Source organism: Microbacterium sp. (assembly GCF_047602155.1).
Classification (GTDB): domain Bacteria; phylum Actinomycetota; class Actinomycetes; order Actinomycetales; family Microbacteriaceae; genus Microbacterium.
This window is the reverse complement of sequence record NZ_JASGHZ010000001.1, coordinates 1,523,107-1,539,843: the sequence shown is the minus strand read 5'-3', so window position 1 is coordinate 1,539,843 and position 16,737 is coordinate 1,523,107. Positions and strand designations below refer to the sequence as shown.

Annotated in this window: 10 protein-coding genes; 1 reads left to right on the top strand and 9 read right to left on the bottom strand. The window is 73.6% G+C overall.

The genetic code is table 11. The features are described 5' to 3' along the window. Positions 1–82: 82 nt before the first annotated feature. Together rpsG and rpsL are read right to left on the bottom strand one after the other, a co-directional pair. Positions 83–553 (bottom strand): 30S ribosomal protein S7, encoded by a 471-nt coding sequence (gene rpsG / locus QM720_RS07055; protein WP_415125423.1) that lies wholly within the window; start codon positions 551–553, stop codon positions 83–85. A gap of 5 nt (positions 554–558) precedes the next feature. Beyond that, positions 559–927: a 30S ribosomal protein S12 gene (gene rpsL / locus QM720_RS07050; protein WP_018171438.1), complete on the bottom strand. Its 369-nt coding sequence runs from the start codon at positions 925–927 to the stop codon at positions 559–561. Positions 928–1,516: 589 nt separating this feature from the next. On the opposite strand from rpsL, the gene QM720_RS07045 reads away from it, so the two are divergent. After that, positions 1,517–2,491: a hypothetical protein gene (locus tag QM720_RS07045; protein ID WP_415125422.1), complete on the top strand. Its 975-nt coding sequence runs from the start codon at positions 1,517–1,519 to the stop codon at positions 2,489–2,491. Positions 2,492–2,689: 198 nt separating this feature from the next. On the opposite strand, the gene QM720_RS07040 is transcribed toward QM720_RS07045, so the two are convergent. The 7 genes from QM720_RS07040 to QM720_RS07010 form a co-directional block, all read right to left on the bottom strand. Next, a complete protein-coding gene (locus QM720_RS07040) occupies positions 2,690–4,354 on the bottom strand; it encodes a DUF5684 domain-containing protein (RefSeq protein WP_415125421.1) in 1,665 nt (554 codons plus the stop codon). A 217-nt stretch (positions 4,355–4,571) separates the two neighbouring features. Beyond that, positions 4,572–6,398, bottom strand: a complete 1,827-nt coding sequence (locus QM720_RS07035; RefSeq protein ID WP_415125420.1) for a transglutaminase domain-containing protein — start codon at positions 6,396–6,398, stop codon at positions 4,572–4,574. Further along, the gene (locus tag QM720_RS07030) at positions 6,311–7,207 is read right to left on the bottom strand and encodes a hypothetical protein (protein WP_415125419.1); all 897 of its coding nucleotides are present in this window, start codon (positions 7,205–7,207) and stop codon (positions 6,311–6,313) included. Before QM720_RS07030 ends, QM720_RS07035 begins: the two co-directional genes overlap by 88 nt. A gap of 50 nt (positions 7,208–7,257) precedes the next feature. After that, positions 7,258–8,640: a DUF58 domain-containing protein gene (locus QM720_RS07025; protein ID WP_415125418.1), complete on the bottom strand. Its 1,383-nt coding sequence runs from the start codon at positions 8,638–8,640 to the stop codon at positions 7,258–7,260. Between the two features lie 37 nt (positions 8,641–8,677). Further along, positions 8,678–9,643 carry an AAA family ATPase gene (locus tag QM720_RS07020; RefSeq protein ID WP_415125417.1) on the bottom strand — a complete coding sequence of 322 codons (966 nt, stop codon included), beginning with the start codon at positions 9,641–9,643 and terminating at the stop codon, positions 8,678–8,680. Further along, positions 9,640–15,591, bottom strand: coding sequence for an Ig-like domain-containing protein (locus QM720_RS07015; RefSeq protein WP_415125416.1), 5,952 nt, complete (start codon positions 15,589–15,591; stop codon positions 9,640–9,642). The genes QM720_RS07020 and QM720_RS07015 overlap by 4 nt, the downstream gene beginning before the upstream one ends. Beyond that, positions 15,591–16,718 (bottom strand): serine/threonine-protein kinase, encoded by a 1,128-nt coding sequence (locus tag QM720_RS07010; protein ID WP_415125415.1) that lies wholly within the window; start codon positions 16,716–16,718, stop codon positions 15,591–15,593. The genes QM720_RS07015 and QM720_RS07010 overlap by 1 nt, the downstream gene beginning before the upstream one ends. Positions 16,719–16,737: the final 19 nt, after the last annotated feature.

Sequence of the window (16,737 nt, the reverse complement as noted above, 5' to 3'; positions counted from 1 at the left end):
GGCTTCGCCGCTCGCTCAACGACCGGATGGCGTCCTGGTCGTTGAGCGAGCGAAGCGAGACGAAACGCCGCGGCGAGCGCTGTTACCAGCGGTAGTGCGCGAAGGCGCGGTTGCTCTCGGCCATCTTGTGGGTGTCTTCACGGCGCTTGACCGCGGCGCCCAGGCCGTTGGAGGCATCCAGGATCTCGTTCTGCAGGCGCTCGGTCATCGTCTTCTCACGACGGCCCTTCGCGTACGAGACGAGCCAGCGCAGCGCGAGCGTGTTCGCGCGGTGCGGCTTGACCTCGACGGGCACCTGGTAGGTCGAGCCGCCGACGCGGCGGCTCTTGACCTCGAGGGTGGGGCGCACGTTGTCGAGCGCCTTCTTGAGGGTGGCGACGGCATCCTGGCCGTTCTTGGCCTCGACGCCCTTGAGGGCGTCGTAGACGATCGACTCGGCGAGCGACTTCTTGCCGTCGACGAGGATCTTGTTCACCAGCTGGGTGACGATCGGAGCACCGTAGACCGGGTCGTTGACGACGACGCGGCGGGGTGCGGGTCCCTTGCGAGGCATTGTGCTTAACCCTTCTTCGCGCCGTAGCGGCTACGGGCCTGCTTGCGGTTCTTGACGGCCTGGGTGTCCAGGGCGCCACGGACGATCTTGTAGCGGACGCCGGGAAGATCCTTCACACGGCCGCCGCGGACGAGCACGAGCGAGTGCTCCTGCAGGTTGTGACCCTCGCCGGGGATGTAGGCGGTGACCTCGGTGCCGTTGCGGAGCTTGACACGGGCGACCTTGCGCATGGCCGAGTTCGGCTTCTTGGGCGTGGTCGTGTAAACGCGGGTGCAGACACCCGCCTGCTGCGGGTTCGCCTTCAGGGCGGGCGCCTTGGTCTTGCTGACCTTGGGCGAACGACCCTTGCGAACCAACTGCTGAATGGTTGGCACGTTCTCTCCTTGTCGGGCTGCGCTCCTGTGTGGCAGGTGCGCAGGGTTGCTGCACGGTGACAGCGATGGTGGTTTCACCACAGATCCACCGCACGCCGGTTTCCGGTGTGCTGCGGTGGTGGATATGCCGTGGGGGTGACCTGTTCGCAGGTCGGTCCCTTCGGTGCCGCTCCTGCCCGCCGCCCCGGTGCCGAGGCACGCACGACGGCGCGCGAAAGCGCACACCCTGCCAATACTACGCCGTATGACGAACGTGGGCAAACGCCCGTAGATGCCGGAGCGTGCGGAGCGAAGGGCGCCGTCCCCCGCCCGCGTTGACACGGCACTGGTTGCGGGTTCACACCTGGACAAGGGGCAACAACTGCCAAGTCTTCGCCGTCGGCGAGCGGCGGCATCCGTTTGCCTGGCACTGCAGGCGGGTTCCCACGCGCGCAAAGGACAACAACTGCCAAGGGAAGGGTGAGGGATGCCGCCGCCAGCCACCGGTTCGCAACCTCCTCCACAGGGCGGCACATCGCGAAACTGTCCACCGATCGCGCAGTTCTGCTCCCACGGGCCGGCGAACGGGTCCATGGTGTGACTCATGCCCATGCCTGCCACCCCCCTGCCGAACACCTTGGGAGCAGCTTTCGGCGTCGGCGAGGCGCGCCAGGCGGGCGTCTCCGCCGGCCGTCTGCGCGCCAAGGACCTCGAGGCCCCGCACCGCGGAGTGCGGATGCGGCGCACGGAGCCGGCGGCATCCGTGGATGACTCTCCGCTGGCGCGCGACCGCCTCGTGCGAGCGAGGGTCATGCGCAAGGTCGCGGCGTACGAGGAGATCCGGCGACCCCACGCTTTTTACCTGGGGCGCACGGCAGTGGCCATCTACGATCGACTGTTCGACGACGACTCCGGCGACGGACCCCTCATGGTCGCCGTCTTCGCACCGCACCGCGCGCCGCGCTGCCGCGGAGTGCGCGGAGTGCAGTCCGTTCCGGGGCTGACGACGCTGCGGCACGTGGGCGGACTGCCCGTCGCCAGTCCCGCGAGTGTCTGGGCGGGGCTCGCCGAAGAGCTGGGCCTACGTGCGCTGATCCGGCTCGGCGACGCGCTGGTCCGGATTCCCCGCGGCGACGGCGGAGCGCCCCTGCCGCATGCGCAATTGGCGACGATCGGGCAGCTGCAGGCCGCGGCCGAAGCGCCGCGACGACGAGCACGGCACGTGCTCGAACACGCCCTGCGTTACATCCGGGTCGGGAGCATGTCGGTCATGGAGACGGACTTCCGCGTCGACGCGCAGGATGCCGGACTGCCCGAACCTCAACTCGATGTGGAGATCCGTGATGCCGGCGGGCGGCTCCTCGGGATCGCGGATGCGGCGTACCCCGAGTTCCGCGTGCTCGTGGAGGTCGAGGGTCAGCAGCACCGCACGAGCGATGATCAATGGGAGCGCGACCTCACCAAGCACGCAGCCTACGCCGCCGCCGGGTGGGAGGTCGTGCGCGTCACCGGCCGGCGCGTGCGGCGGGGTCAGGCGGTGCCCCTTGTCCGCGCAGTGCTGCGCCGGCACGGCTGGGAGGGGTGAGCCGCCACCTCGTCACGTGCCTGGCACTCGTTGTGGGTTCACGCGTGAGGAGGGGACAACACGTGCCAGGTCATCGCGTGGGCGCGGCCCGGCATCCACTTCCCGGGCACTCGTTGTGGGCTCACGCGTGAGCAAGGGGCAACAAGGGACACGGGAGCCGCAGCCAGCGGCCCCTGGGATGTACTCGGCCCCGGAAGCTCAGTCCGGGATGCGCTGGAGGTGGAACTCCTCGTCGCCGAGGAAGAAGTGCTCCCCCACCTCGAGCCCCCCGCCGGGTTCGACCTCGACCTCGTCGCCCATGAGGGTGCGCACGAGCACGCCGTTGGTCGAGCCGAGGTCGGTGACCGTCCACGCGCCGCCCTGCAGCTCGAGCCGCGCGTGCGTCTTGGACACGGTGCGCGCCGCGCCCGGCACGGCGACGAGCTGCGCGGCGGGGAAGGTCGCGTCGCCCGACGGCCGCCGCCCGAGGATCACGACATCCGAGGTCAGCGGAACCGGCGTGCCCGATTCCGGCACCAGCTGCCACGTCGGCTTCTTCGCGCGCCGGGTGATGACCGTGCGGTCGAGGTCGTCCGGGTCGTCGACGACTTTGCGGATCGTGTCGTCGGGCGCGTCGAACCGGCGCTGCTGCGCCGACACCGAGCTCAGCGCCGAGCGCGGCGCGCCGGCGGCCGGCGATCCGATCACGGCGGACACCTCGCCGGACATCTCCGGGAACGCGTCGGGGTCGATCGGCGCCACGGCACGACGACGTGCCGGGGGTGGCGTCACGGCAACGTCGGGCGCTGCGGCAACGTCGGGCGCTGCGGCCAGTTCGGGCGCTGCGACCACCGGCGCCGGAGGCTCGGCGGTGGCGCGACGCCCGGGCACGTGGTCGATCGGCTCGTCGTCGTCGAGCACGGGCGGCACGATGTACGCGCGCCCCGCCGCCGAGCTCGGCGTGAACTGCGAGGGCGCGATGGCCGACACGTCGTCGATCTCGGAGGGCCACCGCTCGTCGTCGCCCGGCACCGCCGGGCCCGGGTAGGCGCGCGGAGGCTGCGTGAGGGGCGCATCCGCGGGCGCCTCGCCCCAGCCCGCCGGGGCGGCGCCGCGGGGCGGGGCGAACGGCGCGGCGGGGGCGATCCCGGGCGGCGTCCAGTCGGGGAGCGCCTCGACCACGGGCGGCGCGAACGCGTCGAGCCCCGACGGGGCGGGTGCGGGCGGCGCGGCATCCATCGACGCGGAGGCCGCGGGGCTCGCCGCGGGCGGCGCGGCAGGCGGCGGGGAGGTCGGGGGCGGAACGAGCCCGGCCGGAGGGGCCGGCAACGGCGGGAGGGGCGGCACGGGAGGGATGCCGGACAGCGCTGCGTACGGCGCCGGCCCGCCGACGGCGGGTGCGCGCGGCGCCTCACGCGGCGTCTCGCTCGGCGCCGCGCCGACCGTCGCCGGTCCGCTCGCGCCCGGGGCCTTGGCGGGCGCCGGCGTCCACGATGCCGCGCGCGCGCCGAGCCACCGCGCGGGGCCGAACCCTAGGATGCTCGCCCAGATCACGAACAGCAGCGCGGCGAGCACGGTCATGCCGCCGCCGTAGCCGAATCCGGGGTTGATGCGGTGGGCCGAGACGATCAGCAGCACCAGGACGATGATCGGCCCGACGACCGGGATCAGGCCCAGCAGGATCAGCCAGGGGTTGAATCCGCCCCACGTCAGCACGGTCGCCTGGTTGAGCAAGGGCACCCAGCCCTTCCAGGGCTCCTCGCCCATCTTGCGGAACATCGCCGACAGCGCCAGCGCCATCCAGACGTAGACCGCGAGCCCGAGCGCGAGCCCGACCAGGCCCAGGAGTGCGGCGAGGGAGTCGTCCACCAATGGGGGGTTCATGACCTGTAGGCTATCCGGTCCGCGCGGCGCCTTCATCCCCGGCGGCACCCGGATGCGGTCCACCCGCGCGAACCCGGCCTGGCGGGCAACCGCCGGGAGGGCGCATAACTCAGGCAGAACCGGTGCCGACGGGGCGGAACCGGGCGGTTCGAGCCGATTGCCTGAGTTGTGATGCCGCGCGACGGACAGTGGCGCCCGACGCGAAGCCGGACACCGCTCAGGAGGATGCCGACGCCGCCGGCTCGGCCGCCCGAGCGGCGCCACGCGGACGCGCGCGCCGCGCGGAGACGCCCCGCGGCGCGCGCGTGCGCAGCGCGGCGGGCAGGAACGACCGCAACGACAGCGCCGCGCGCCAGCGGCGCCAGCCGGCCGGTGCCAGGGCTTCGCGCTCGGCCTCGACGATGCGCCAGAACTCCTCGGCGTCGTCGGCCGTCGCCGGCTGCGACGAGAACACCGCCTCGTCGGCCCGCGCGGCGAGGCCGGCTGCCCCGACCGGCGCGGTCGGCGCAGCGGCGGCATCCGCGGCGAGCTGAGCGTCCGCAGCGGGCTGGGCATCCGCGGCGAGTTGGGCATCCGCGGCGGCAGCGGCATCCGACCCCGCGGCCACAGCGGCCACCGCGGCCACACCGGCCCCCGCCCGCACCGAGGCTTCGAGCGCGGCGGCCACCTCGGTGCGCGTCGCGGCGGCGGGCGCGGCGTGGCCGGCATCCGTCGCGGCGTCGAGATACTCCTCCCACCCTCCCGCGATGCGGTCGACCGGTTCCGGCGCGCGGCGACGGCCCCGGCGGCGCACGGCCTTGGCGACGAGGATCAGGACGAACGGCCCCGCGATCAGCGCGGCGCCCGCGACGACCAGGCCCGACACCCGCAGGGTCGCCCACAGCCACGCCAGGTCGGGACCCTGGTCGGCGGCGGCCGTGCCCGATGAGTCCTCCTGGGTCGACTTGGGCGGCAGCACCTCGTCGACGCCGTCGGGACGCACGGCGGTGCCGATCGTCGGGTCGGGCTGCTCGGTGACCTCACGACTCGGCGCCTGCGTGTGCTGCGGGGTGACGTCGACGGCGATCCACTCGCCGCTGGCGGCGCGCACCTCGACCCACGCCGAGATGTCACCGGCGCGACAGGCGCCGGCCTGGCAGGTCGCGACGCTCGCATCGTCGGAGGTCAGGCGCGCCCCGACGACGATGCGCGCCGGAAAGCCGAGCTCGCGCGCGATGAGGGCGACGGCGACCGAGAACTGCTCGTCGTCGCCGACCGCCGCGACGTAGTTGCCCGACGCCGCTGCCCGCGGGTCGGCCTCGCGCTCGAGCAGGTCGGTGAACAGGTCGTCGATGCGCGCGAGCGAGTGTCCCGACGCGCTGGGGGCGAACTCGTACCCGCCGAGGTCGTTCATCCACAGGGCCGTGCCCGGATCGGTGAGGGCGTGGCTGAGGTAGCCGCGATTGCGCAGCAGCGCGACGAGCTGCTCCAGCGCCGCCCCTCCCGTACCCGACACGTGCTGCTCGACCCACGTGCGCAGGCTCGCGGGAGCCTCGACGCCGTCGAGCTCGCCACCCTGTCCGCTCCCCTGCCCGCCGGGAGCGGATGCCGCGCTCAGCGCGGGCGAGGACGGCTGCACGGCCCGGAGGCGATAGGCGTCCCCGGGCAGCCACGGCGTGGTCTGCACGGCCGCCGACAGCGCATCGCTGACATAGAACCCGTCGGAGAGCGTCGCCGCCCGCGACCCCTGGAACGTGACGGAGGCGAGCGTGCCCGCCGAGGGCATCCAGATGCCGGTGGGGAAGGCGGCCCCGAGCGTGCCGAGCGTCACGTCGATGTCGACGGCCGCGCCGGCCCCGGCATCCCGCGCCGACGCGACCCGCACGAACGGCGCCCCGTCGGGATCGGTGCGGAACGTGGCGCCGTCGTAGTCGTCGAGCACCGCCAGGCGCACCCGCGCGGGCGCATCGTCGCCGGTCACCGTGAACAGCGTCTGCTCGAAGACGTCGTCGGCGAACAGGCCCCGGTAGGCGGTGAGCGGGCTGACCGCCTGCGACAGCTCCATCCGGGGCCCGTCGCGGCCCGGAGCACGGACCGCTCGGTCGGCACGGCCGCCGCCGGCACCGCGAGGGCCGCGATGGCCGCCACGGCGACCATGCCCGCCCCGAGGGCACCGCGACGCACGTCGGCGGCCGACACCGCCGACGCCGTACGACGCGGCATGTGCACGCCGCTGGTGTCGGCGGCGCGGCGCAGCGCCCGCACCCGCTGGTCGCGGCTGCGCCAGGCGAGCCAGAGCACGCCGGCCAGGAGCGTCCCTGCGCCGACGGCGGTCTCGGCGGGGGCGTCGAGGGTCCACGGCCCGATCGCGATGGGCGCGCTGACCGCAGGGCGGCCGAACAGCAGCCCGAAGGCCGCCATCGCGATCGCCACCGGCACGGCGCACACGGCGTAGACGTCGGTCCGCCAGGCGAACAGCAGCAGGCAGGTCGTGCCGACGAGGAAGATCACGAGCGCGGGCACCAGCAGGTTGCGATACGACCCGACCGGCAGTTCGACCGTCAGCAGATCCTTCCACCCGAGCACCGCACCCGTGGCGAGCTCGCCGAGCCCCTGCAGCAGGTCGCTCGGCCCGCCCAGCCGGCTCGGCACGGCCAGGGGCACGCCCACGACGAAGAACACGGCGACGGCGAGTCCCGCGGCGGCCCAGCCGCTCCAGCGGCGCCAGGTCGCGGCGGCGGCGATGCCGGCGCCGAGCACGGATGCCGCGGCCACCAGCACGACGAACGCGCCCGACCGGTAGATCGGCCACGCGGCGACGGCGGCGAGCACGACGGATGCCGCGGCATACAGCCCGCCCGCGAGGATGCGCATGCCGCTCCCCGTGCTCTGCCGTCCTGACCTCCCCGACCCGGCGCGCCCGCTCACGATGCCGACCCCCGCAGGAGCAGCCCGGCGAGGTCGTCGAGCGTGCCGACCGTGATGACGGTGAGCGAGCCGACCACCTGCGAGCGCGGATGCGCCCGCTCGTCGCAGACGACGGCGATGAGCGCCGCGTCGACCGGGAAGGCCAGCGCCGCCTGGCGCAGTCGGGCCAGGCCCACCCGCGACCCCGTGACCATGACGGCGATCGACAGCTGCTCGTTGGCCTCGGCCGTCAGCCGGCAGACGTCGGGGAACGCCATCGTGTTGGCGAGCGCGTCGACGCCGCTGAAGCCGTCGAGGGCGGCGCGCGGCGACGCGGCGGAGATGTGGCGGATCGCGCGGAGCCGTCCGCGCACGACGCGCGGGATCTCGGCGCCGACGACGATGTCGAGATCGCGCGCGTCGTGCACCGCGCGCAGGGCGAGCGAGGCGGCGGCGCTGACGGCGAGCTCGAACTCGCTCGGCGAGGCGTACTCCGCCTCGGCCAGGCCCAGCACGACCGCCATGCGCGAACGGCGCGACTCCTCGTACTGGCGCACCATGAGCCGGCCCGTCTTCGCGGTCGACTTCCAGTGGATCTGGCGGCGGGCGTCGCCGGGCGCGTACTCGCGGATCGCGTGGAACGACATGTCGGCGTCGACGAGCCGGCGCGTGGGGGCACCGTCGAGGTCGCGGATGAGCCCCGCGCTCGTGGAGGGCACCGCGACGGTCCGCGGGTGCACGTAGAGGTCGTGCACGTCGTCGAAGGCGTGCTCGCGCCGCAGCAGGCCGATCGGGTCGGTGCGCACCGTCGTGGCGGGGCCGATCCGCACGATGCCGCGCGGCTGCGGCGGCAATTCGAGCGCCTGCTCCGACACGGCGCCCGCGCGCAGCAGGGGCACGGCGAACTCCACGAGACCCGCGCCGACCGGCACGTCGATGCGTCCGGGCAGGGCGATGCGCGAACCGCTGTTGCGGACGGTCACGGTCGCGCTGACCGCGCTGCCGGCGACGACGCGCTCGTGACCGAGCGCGAGAGCGACCTCGTAGGCGCGGGCGTGGAGCAGGAACGGGACACCGAGCAGCAGCAGGACCAGCGCCGCGACCCCGGCCACCATCGCCTCGACCCACCCGAACACGACGCCCGCCCCCAGGCCCGCCGTCACGGCGGCCAGGACGAGCGCGCCGGCCGGGCGGATCGTCGCCTTGCACCACGCGGCGAAGACGCGCAACCCGGCGCCCACGGCGGCCCACGCACGCGATGCGCGCACCGCGGCGCCCACGAGGGCGCGGCTGCGCTGGCTCGTGACCTCGGTGCGCTCCCCCGTGACATGCGCGGTGGACGTGCGGGTCAGGCGGGTGTCGCCGAGGCGTGACGAAGAACGGGTGTCGGTGGGCGTCACGGCGCCTCCCGGCGGCTCGACGCGCCGCGGCGCGCGCTCATGATTCCTCGCGGCGCGTGGGCGGCTCGACGTCGAGCAGCACCTGGCCGATGACGGCCTCCTGTGTGACCCCGTCGAACTCCGCCTCGGGGTGCAGGATCAGCCGGTGCGCGAGCACCGCGACGGCGAGGCGCTTGACGTCGTCGGGGGTGACGTAGGTGCGGCCGTGGGCGGCCGCCGTCGCGCGCGACGCGCGGGTGAGCGCGAGGGCGCCGCGGATGCTGACCCCGAGCCGCACCTCGTCGGCCGAGCGCGTCGCGTCGACGAGGCGGGCGATGTAGTCGAGCACCAGGGCGTCGACATAGACGCTCGCGGCGAGCTCGGCCATTCCGGCCAGCGCACCGGGGGTGATGACGGGGGCGAGCTCGCCCGTCGCGACGGCCGCCTGGTCGAGGATGCGCACCGTCGCCGCGTGGTCGGGGTAGCCGAGGGAGGTGCGCAGCAGGAACCGGTCCAGCTGCGCCTCGGGCAGGCGATAGGTGCCGGCCTGCTCGACCGGGTTCTGCGTGGCGAGCACGAGGAAAGGCTTGCCGACCGTGCGCGACACGCCGTCGATCGTGACGCGGCCCTCCTCCATGACCTCCAGCAGCGCCGCCTGCGTCTTCGGGGAGGCGCGGTTGATCTCGTCGGCGAGCACGATGTTGGCGAAGACGGGGCCGGCGTGAAACTCGAACGCCCCCGTCTTCTGGTCGTACACCGTGATGCCCGTGATGTCGCCGGGCAGCAGATCGGGCGTGAACTGGATGCGCGTCGTCGTGCCCTGCACCGACTGCGCGAAGGCGCGGGCGAGCGAGGTCTTGCCCGTTCCCGGCACGTCTTCGATGAGCACGTGCCCCTCGCTGAGCATCGCCGTCAGCACCAGCTCGACGATGTGCCGCTTGCCGAGCACGGCGCGCTCGACGTTGTCGGCGAGCTGGGCGAAAGTCTGCTGGAACCAGGTGGCCTGTTCGGTGGAGATCGTCATGGGGTTTCCTCGGCGGGATCGGTCGGAGTGGGTGCGGGGGTGCAGCTGCCGGACAGTTCTGCGGAGGCGGCGTCGAGGTTCCAGCCGCGCGCCGACCAGTCCACGACGACCCGGATGCCGGACACCTGCGTCGCGGTGTCGGGCACCACCCACGGGTCGGAGCCGGTCGGCAGCACCGCTCCGGACGCATCGAGGTAGACGATATCGTCAGCGGAGAACGAGATCGCGGCGAGGCTCCCCGTGGACGATCCGGTCGGGGCGAGGCTGCCGCCTCCGGTGCACACACCCAGCGACCAACTCGCCTGCACCTGATAGGGCGCGCTGCCCGAGGCGGGCGTGACCGTCCCCCAGGCCGACTGCCACCAGCCCGACGTGTGCTCGTACCGCACCCGGATCTGCGGGTCGGTGTCGAAGATCGACGTCGGCCAGCCGCTGAAGGCGACGACGTTGTCGTTCGGGATCCGCTCGCTCGAGGTCGGAGCCGTGTCGATCGTCCAGGTCGACCGGCCCGAGCCGACGTGCGCGGTCGGGCCGACGACGAACCTGTAGCCGGTCGGCGCCTGGCCGCTCTGCACGGCGCGCACCTCGGCGCTGGTCGTCGCACGGCCGTACGAGACGCCGTCGTACCACGACTCGACGCACAGGACGAAGGTGTAGGCGCGGCCGTCCGCCAGGCCGCGGAACACCCGCGTCGGGCCGTCGGTCGAGACCTGGCACTCCTGCCCCTCGCGGACGATGCCGAAGCGCACGGTCGCGCCGTCGCCGCCGGGCGTGGCGGCCCCCGTGGCGGTGATGTCGGCGAGTCCGTTGCCGGTGTTGACCGCGCTGAGGGTCAGCGCGAGCCCCGTCGGCGCACCGATGCCGTTGGCCTGCACGATCGTCGAGCCGATCACCGGCCCGGGCAGCCCCGGCGGCACGTCGTAGCGCGACACCGGCGTCACCGTCACCGGCGTCGCCGTGTTCGATCCCACCCGGAACGTCGGCACCGACACGGTGGTCTGGTCCGCCGCCACGGTCACGGTCTGCGTCTCCCCCGTCGGGCTGGAGATGATGAGCGCACTGGTGTCGGGGACATCCACCCCCGTCATGGTCAACGCGGCCACCCCGCCGTCGGAGCCGGCCACGACGGGCCGCGCCGACACCGAGGTCGGTGCGGCGGGCGGATCGTACGCCCACGCCGTCGTGCTCACCGACTGGCGCGACGTGCCGACGGCGTTGACGGCGAAGGCCTCGTACACGCGCTGCTCGCCGTTGGGCGCGGCCACGGCGGGACACACGCCCTGGGCCGAGCACTGCGCCACCGTCTGTCCGCCCTGGCGCACCTCGAAACCGGTCACGGCCGGATAGGCGGTCTGCGCGGCGCCCGGGTCGACGCGCAGGGTCAGGGTGCCGTTGCCGTAGGCCGATTGCGCGATGCTCGCCGGGGCCAGCGGGTACCCCTGCAGATCGAGCACGAGCCGGCCATCGCGCGAGCCGGCGCTCTGCCGGCCCTGCGCATCGCGCACCGTGAAGGTCGCCGTGCAGGTCGCTCCGGGCGCGTCGGCGGTCCAGCTCGCGACGATGCGGGTCGCGGATGCGACCGAGAACGTCACCCCCGCGCACGTGCTCGTGGCGGCGACCGAGACGACCTGCAGCGGCGTCGCCGGCAGCGGGTTGACCTCGCCGGTCGCACCGATCACGTCGATCGCGCACGACGAGCCGCCGGCCTGGCTGCACTGGTGCGACACCGTCCCGCCCTGCGGCAGCGCCGACGGCGCGGCCCCCACGCGCAGCGTCATGCGGGCAGGGGCGACCCCGGAGTGGCTGGTCACCTCGACCATTACCACCTCGACCGTGCCGGGCAGCGCGTCGTCGCGGCCGCGCACGGTCAGCTGCGTCCCCTCCAGCGTCACGTCGAACGACGCCGCGGTGTCCTCGACGCGATACGCGATCGCCTCGGCGCTGCCGTGCCAGGTCGTCAACGAGGTCAGGTCGTAGACGTACGTCTGCCCCGGCGACACCTCCAGGGAGGCCGGCGCGAGAATCGGCTGCGGGTCGACCGGGACGACGGTGATGGGCACGGACAGGACCGTCCAGTTCGACTGCCCCGCCAGGCGCACCTGCACGAGACACGCATCGACCCAGGGGGCGTCGGCGCCCGCGACATACCGCACCGTCGTGCCGGTTGTGGCCGTGCACGTCGCGTTCGCACGGGCTCCGGATGCCCGCACCGCAGGCCCGACTTCGAGCGTGCTGCCGCGGGGCAGGGCGACGAGTGCGGCCAGGTCGAAGTCGGTCTGCTCGCCCTCGCCCACCGTGACCGGCGCGGCGCCGGCGCGCAGCGCCAGCGCGACGTCGGAGGCAGCCGGGATGCGCAGGAAGGCGTACGTCGTGACGGTGCCCGATGCGGTCTCACCGGTCACCGAGAAGGGGATGATGCGAGCACCGTCGCCGACGTCGCCGCGCAGTTTGCCGCCGACGACGCTGATGCCGTCGGCGGGGGCGCCGTCCCACAGCCCGACGGTCAGATCCGCGGCCTCGCCGCCCGACCACAGCACCTTTCCGCTGAGGACGTCGACCCCGCGCGCGAGATCGTCGCGCGTGTCGGCGGTGAGCACGGTGTCTTCGACGACGGGGAAGTCGGGCACCCGCTGGGCGACGACCCGCACGACCAGCAGACCCTGCGCCGTGTTGCCCGACGAGGACGTGACGTCGTACAGGAACGTCATCGTCCCCGGTGCGTCACCCGCCGCGATCGTGACCGTGTCGTCGGTCATCGAGATGATGCGCTCCTTCAGACGCGCGTACTCCTCCGACGGCGTGCCGTCCTGCGCGTACTCGGGCAGGTCGGGCGTGACGGCGGTGAGCGTGAGCGTGCCGCGCATCGGGTCGAGGTCGTTGGCGAGGGGGTGCACGCGGATGACGCTGTCGGCGCCGGCCTGCACGTGCACGTAGTCGGTGTACGTGATGGGGCTCGGATTCGCGTCGCCGCTGAGCACCCCGATGCGCACGGTGCCGATGCCCGTCGCCCCGTAGGGGTCGACGACGCGGTAGGTGAACGTGTCCTGACCGCTCGTGCCGGCGATGCTCGTGTACACGATCGAGGTGCCGTCGGCCGAGATCATCGCCGTGCCGTGGCTCGGCTGGTCGACGATGCGGTCGAGCCGCACGACGTCGCCGTCGGGGTCCATCCCGAACCCGTCGACGGAGATCGTCGTGGACAGTCCGCTGAGCACGCGCCCCGAGAGCCGTCCCGGCAGGGGTTCGCGGTTGGCGTCGTCGCCGACGACCCGCACCCGCACCGTGGCGATGTCCCCGAGCGCGGGCGACCCGGTCGTGAAGGCCCGGTAGCCGATCGTGTACTGCCCGGGAGTGTCGGGCGCGAGGTAGCGCAGCACGTCGCCGGACGCGAAGGCCAGGGCATCCGCGCTCGACGACTCGATCGACTCGGGGTCGAGCCTCGGACGGGCGCCCGGGGCGGCGACGTCGTTGTCGAGCACCGGGATGTCGATCTGCGCGCCGGCGCGCACCACGACGGTGTCGTCGACCGCGATGGGGGCCTGCTCGGCCGCGGGCGGCAGCAGGTACACGGTCGCCTCGCCGGTGACCTGCGAGCCCTCGTCGGCGGTGCCGTCGCTGACCCGGTACGACACCGTGCCGAGAACGCCCGACTCGCCGGATGCCGTCGACCCCGACACGCGCAGCTGGCTCTGGCCGACGGCATCGGCCTTCAGCGACGAACCCGCCGCCGCGTGCACGACCACGTCGCTCAGCAGCAGCACCCGGCCGGTGGGGTTGGACACCGCCGCGAACACGTCGACCGTCGCGTCGGCCTGCGGGCGCACGAAGGCGACGACCGGCGCCGTGGACAGCCCCGCGGGCGCGTCGGGCGGCAGGAGCGTGATCCGCACCGTGCCGGTGGCCTCCACACCGCCCGCCGAGACGGTGACGGCGACCCGGTAGGCGCCCGCCGCCGCGGCGGCGAAGTCGAACTGCGTCGAGCCCCCGACGACGGTCGCGGTCGCCTCGGCGTCGTCGAGCACGCGCGCCGCCGTGATCGTGAGGTCGCCGGCCGTGCCGGTCACGTGCGAAGCCACGTCGACGGTGAGGCGGTCGCCGGCCGTGTCGACGACGGCGAACGACTGCAACTGCGGCTGGGGAGCATCGCGTACGCGCACGACGAGGTTCTTGCTCGACGCCGCGCCGCGCGTGTCAGCGACCGTCAGCGCGACCGACGCGACCTGCTCGCCGTCGTCACCGGAATCGACGTGCTGGAACACGACATCGCCCTCGGGGGTCGTCGCCACCTGCCCCAGGCCCGACTCGTCGACGGCCGACAGCAGGATGATCGGGTCGCCGTCGGGGTCGACCCAGTCGCCGAGCACGGGCAGGCTCACGGTGCCGCCGGGCGCGACCTCCGGTGACGGCCAGTCCTGCTGACAGCCGTCGACGCCGCACCACACCGGGGCGGAGTTCTCGTCTTCGGGCACCACGCGCAGCGTCACGGTCGCGGGCTGCGACAGCAGCCCGCCGTCGCTCGTCCCGTCGGAGACGGCGTAGGTGAACGTGGCCGTCCCGGTCGCGTCGGCGGCGACCCGCACCGCGAGCCGTTGCCGGTCGTCGGTCGTCGTCAGGGCGCCGAAGGCGGGATCGAGACCCGCGACCGACGACGCCTCCACCGCCAGCACGTCTTCGTTCGGATCGTGGTCGTTCAGCAGCACCGGCAGCGTCACGAGAGCGCCCGCGCGCACGCCGAACGCGTCGTTCTCCGCGACCGGGGGCCGCGGGTCGATGACGGCGGGCGGCTCCTGATCGTTCGTGGTGGCGGCGGTGTCGACACGGTCTTCGAGATCCCAGTCCTGGCTCGAGGGCAGCAACGCGCCGCTCGGAACCGACCACACCCACCCCGAACGGGCGTCGTTGAGGATCATCCCGTCGCCCGCCTGCACGAAGACCGGGCGGCGCTGGGTCGACAGGGTCTGGCCGGCGTAGTCGAGCGTGACGTCGCCCGCCGCGGACGTCCACAGCGTGCCCGGCCCCGCCCCCTCGGCCAGCCACGCGGCATAGACCGTGCCGTCCTGCACGACCGGCCGCGCCGGCGTGCCCCGCGCCGTCGTGCTGTCGCCGAACACGCGCTCGGCGGTGCCGTCGTCGGTGTCGATGCGCACGAGGCCCGTCTCGTCCGCCAGGTACACCGCGGTGCCGTCCGGGTCGGGCCGGCTGACCGCGATCGTGCCGGTCGTGTCGGTCGAACCCTCGCCGTCGGCGGTGACGAACCGTCCCGTCGCGGTGTCGACCAGCACCCAGGCGTCGCCGGCCGCCGTCATCGTCGGCGCGTCGATCGCCGCCGCACTGTCGGTGCCGCGCACCTCACCGCTGGCGATGTCGAAGCGCACCACCGTGCCGGCGTCGGCAGAGTAGCTGAACAGGATGCCGCGGGCGTCGACGGCGATCGCGTCGGAGGCGACCCCGGCATCCGTCCGGTCGCCCTCGGTGTCGCCGGTCTCCTGCGCGTCGGGCCCCTCCATCGGATTGAGCGAACCGGTCGACAGCCGCCCCGCGTAGACGGCGCCGGAGTCGGTGCGGTAGGCCACGAAATCGCCCGCCGTCGCGATCTCCGTCGCCCCCGACGGTGCGGTCGCCGCCGACTGCAGCCGCTCGGTGTCGAGATCGACCGGCACGGCGTCGTCGATGAGGATCCGCTTCGCGTCGCTGTCGGTGAACATGTAGGCACCGGTCGAGGTCGTGACGATCCGGCTCGGGTTGCTCACCGACCGCACCGTGTCGAGTTCGCCGATCGCCGTGTTCACCCGCGCGTAGCGCAGTCCGTCGGCCTGCAGCACCCACGCCGAGGCGACCTGCGGCGGCGTCTGCTGCGCGTCCAGGCCCGGCCAGACGACGCTCGCGCCGGCCACGAGCGCGAGGACCGCCCCCGCCGAGATCAGCCCCGCCGCCGTGCCCCGCCGCATCAGGCCACCAGCGCCCACACCACGGCGATCAGGGCCGCCAGCACGATCGTGCCCCCGATCGCACCGACGATCCACGGCCACGCCCGACGGCGCACCGGCTCGCTCGTCACGCCGTCGCTGTTGTCGCTCGGGCGGCGCACCGTCGTCTCCAGCGGCGCGGCGGCGCGGCGTCCGTCGTGCTCGACGTGGCTGCGCACCGTGCCGCGGGTGGTCACATCGGTGAAGTCGACGGCGGCGGATGCCGGCATCCATTCGTCCGTCGGCACCTCCATCGGCGTCGGCGAGAGCCCCTCGGCCCGCTGCACGGCCCGCACCGCCTCGCCGAACTCGCGCGACGATCGATAGCGACGGTCGGGATCGCGCGTCATCGCCGTCGCGAGGACGTGCTGCAGCGCATCGGGCACGTCGGCGCGGGCGATGGGCACGAACGTCGCGCGCGCGATGCGTCGGCGCATCAGTTCGCGCGTGTTCTGCCCCTGCTCACGGCGCTCGAACGGACTGTGCCCGGCCAACAGCGAGTACACGGTCGCCCCGAGGCTCCACACTTCGCTCTCGACCGTGCCGCCGACATGCTCGGCGACCACCTCGGGCGCGCTCCACGGAATCGACATCGCGAGGACGTCGGGTGCCGCGCTGCGCGCCAGCGACGACGCGATGCCGAAGTCGGCGAGCACCGCCGAGCCGAAGCTCGTGACGAGGATGTTGCTGGGCTTGATGTCGCGGTGGATGAGTCCCGCCCGGTGCGCCGACTCGAGGGCGCCCGCCAGCCGCACGGCGATCGCCATGACCTCGTCGACCGGCATCCGTTCGATGCGGTAGCGCTGCGCGAGCGAGCCGGGACAGTACTCCATGACGATATAGGGGCGCCCGTCGGCGGAGATCCCCGCCTGATACACCGTCACGATCGCCGGATGCGCCGACAGGTGCGCGAGCACGTCGGCCTCGGCGTTGAACATGCGCATCAGCTCGGGGTCGCGTTCGCCCGCGGGCAGCACCTTGACCGCCACCTGGCGGCGCGGCATGTCCTGTTGATAGAGGAAAACGTCGGCGAAGCCGCCCGATCCGAGGGGGCGGACATAGTCCAACCCGGGGAGCAGGGGCGGCGCCGACGGCAGCCTGCGCGTCATGACACCCCTCTCTGCTCTG

Excerpts from the sequence above, each read along its gene's own strand:
- rpsG (WP_415125423.1), bottom strand. The coding sequence starts at position 553 with ATGCCTCGCAAGGGACCCGCACCCCGCCGCGTCGTCGTCAACGACCCG.
- QM720_RS07045 (WP_415125422.1), top strand. The coding sequence starts at position 1,517 with ATGCCTGCCACCCCCCTGCCGAACACCTTGGGAGCAGCTTTCGGCGTC.
- QM720_RS07040 (WP_415125421.1), bottom strand. The coding sequence starts at position 4,354 with ATGAACCCCCCATTGGTGGACGACTCCCTCGCCGCACTCCTGGGCCTG.
- QM720_RS07035 (WP_415125420.1), bottom strand. The coding sequence starts at position 6,398 with ATGGAGCTGTCGCAGGCGGTCAGCCCGCTCACCGCCTACCGGGGCCTG.
- QM720_RS07030 (WP_415125419.1), bottom strand. The coding sequence starts at position 7,207 with ATGCGCATCCTCGCGGGCGGGCTGTATGCCGCGGCATCCGTCGTGCTC.
- QM720_RS07020 (WP_415125417.1), bottom strand. The coding sequence starts at position 9,643 with ATGACGATCTCCACCGAACAGGCCACCTGGTTCCAGCAGACTTTCGCC.
- QM720_RS07015 (WP_415125416.1), bottom strand. The coding sequence starts at position 15,591 with ATGCGGCGGGGCACGGCGGCGGGGCTGATCTCGGCGGGGGCGGTCCTC.
- QM720_RS07010 (WP_415125415.1), bottom strand. The coding sequence starts at position 16,718 with ATGACGCGCAGGCTGCCGTCGGCGCCGCCCCTGCTCCCCGGGTTGGAC.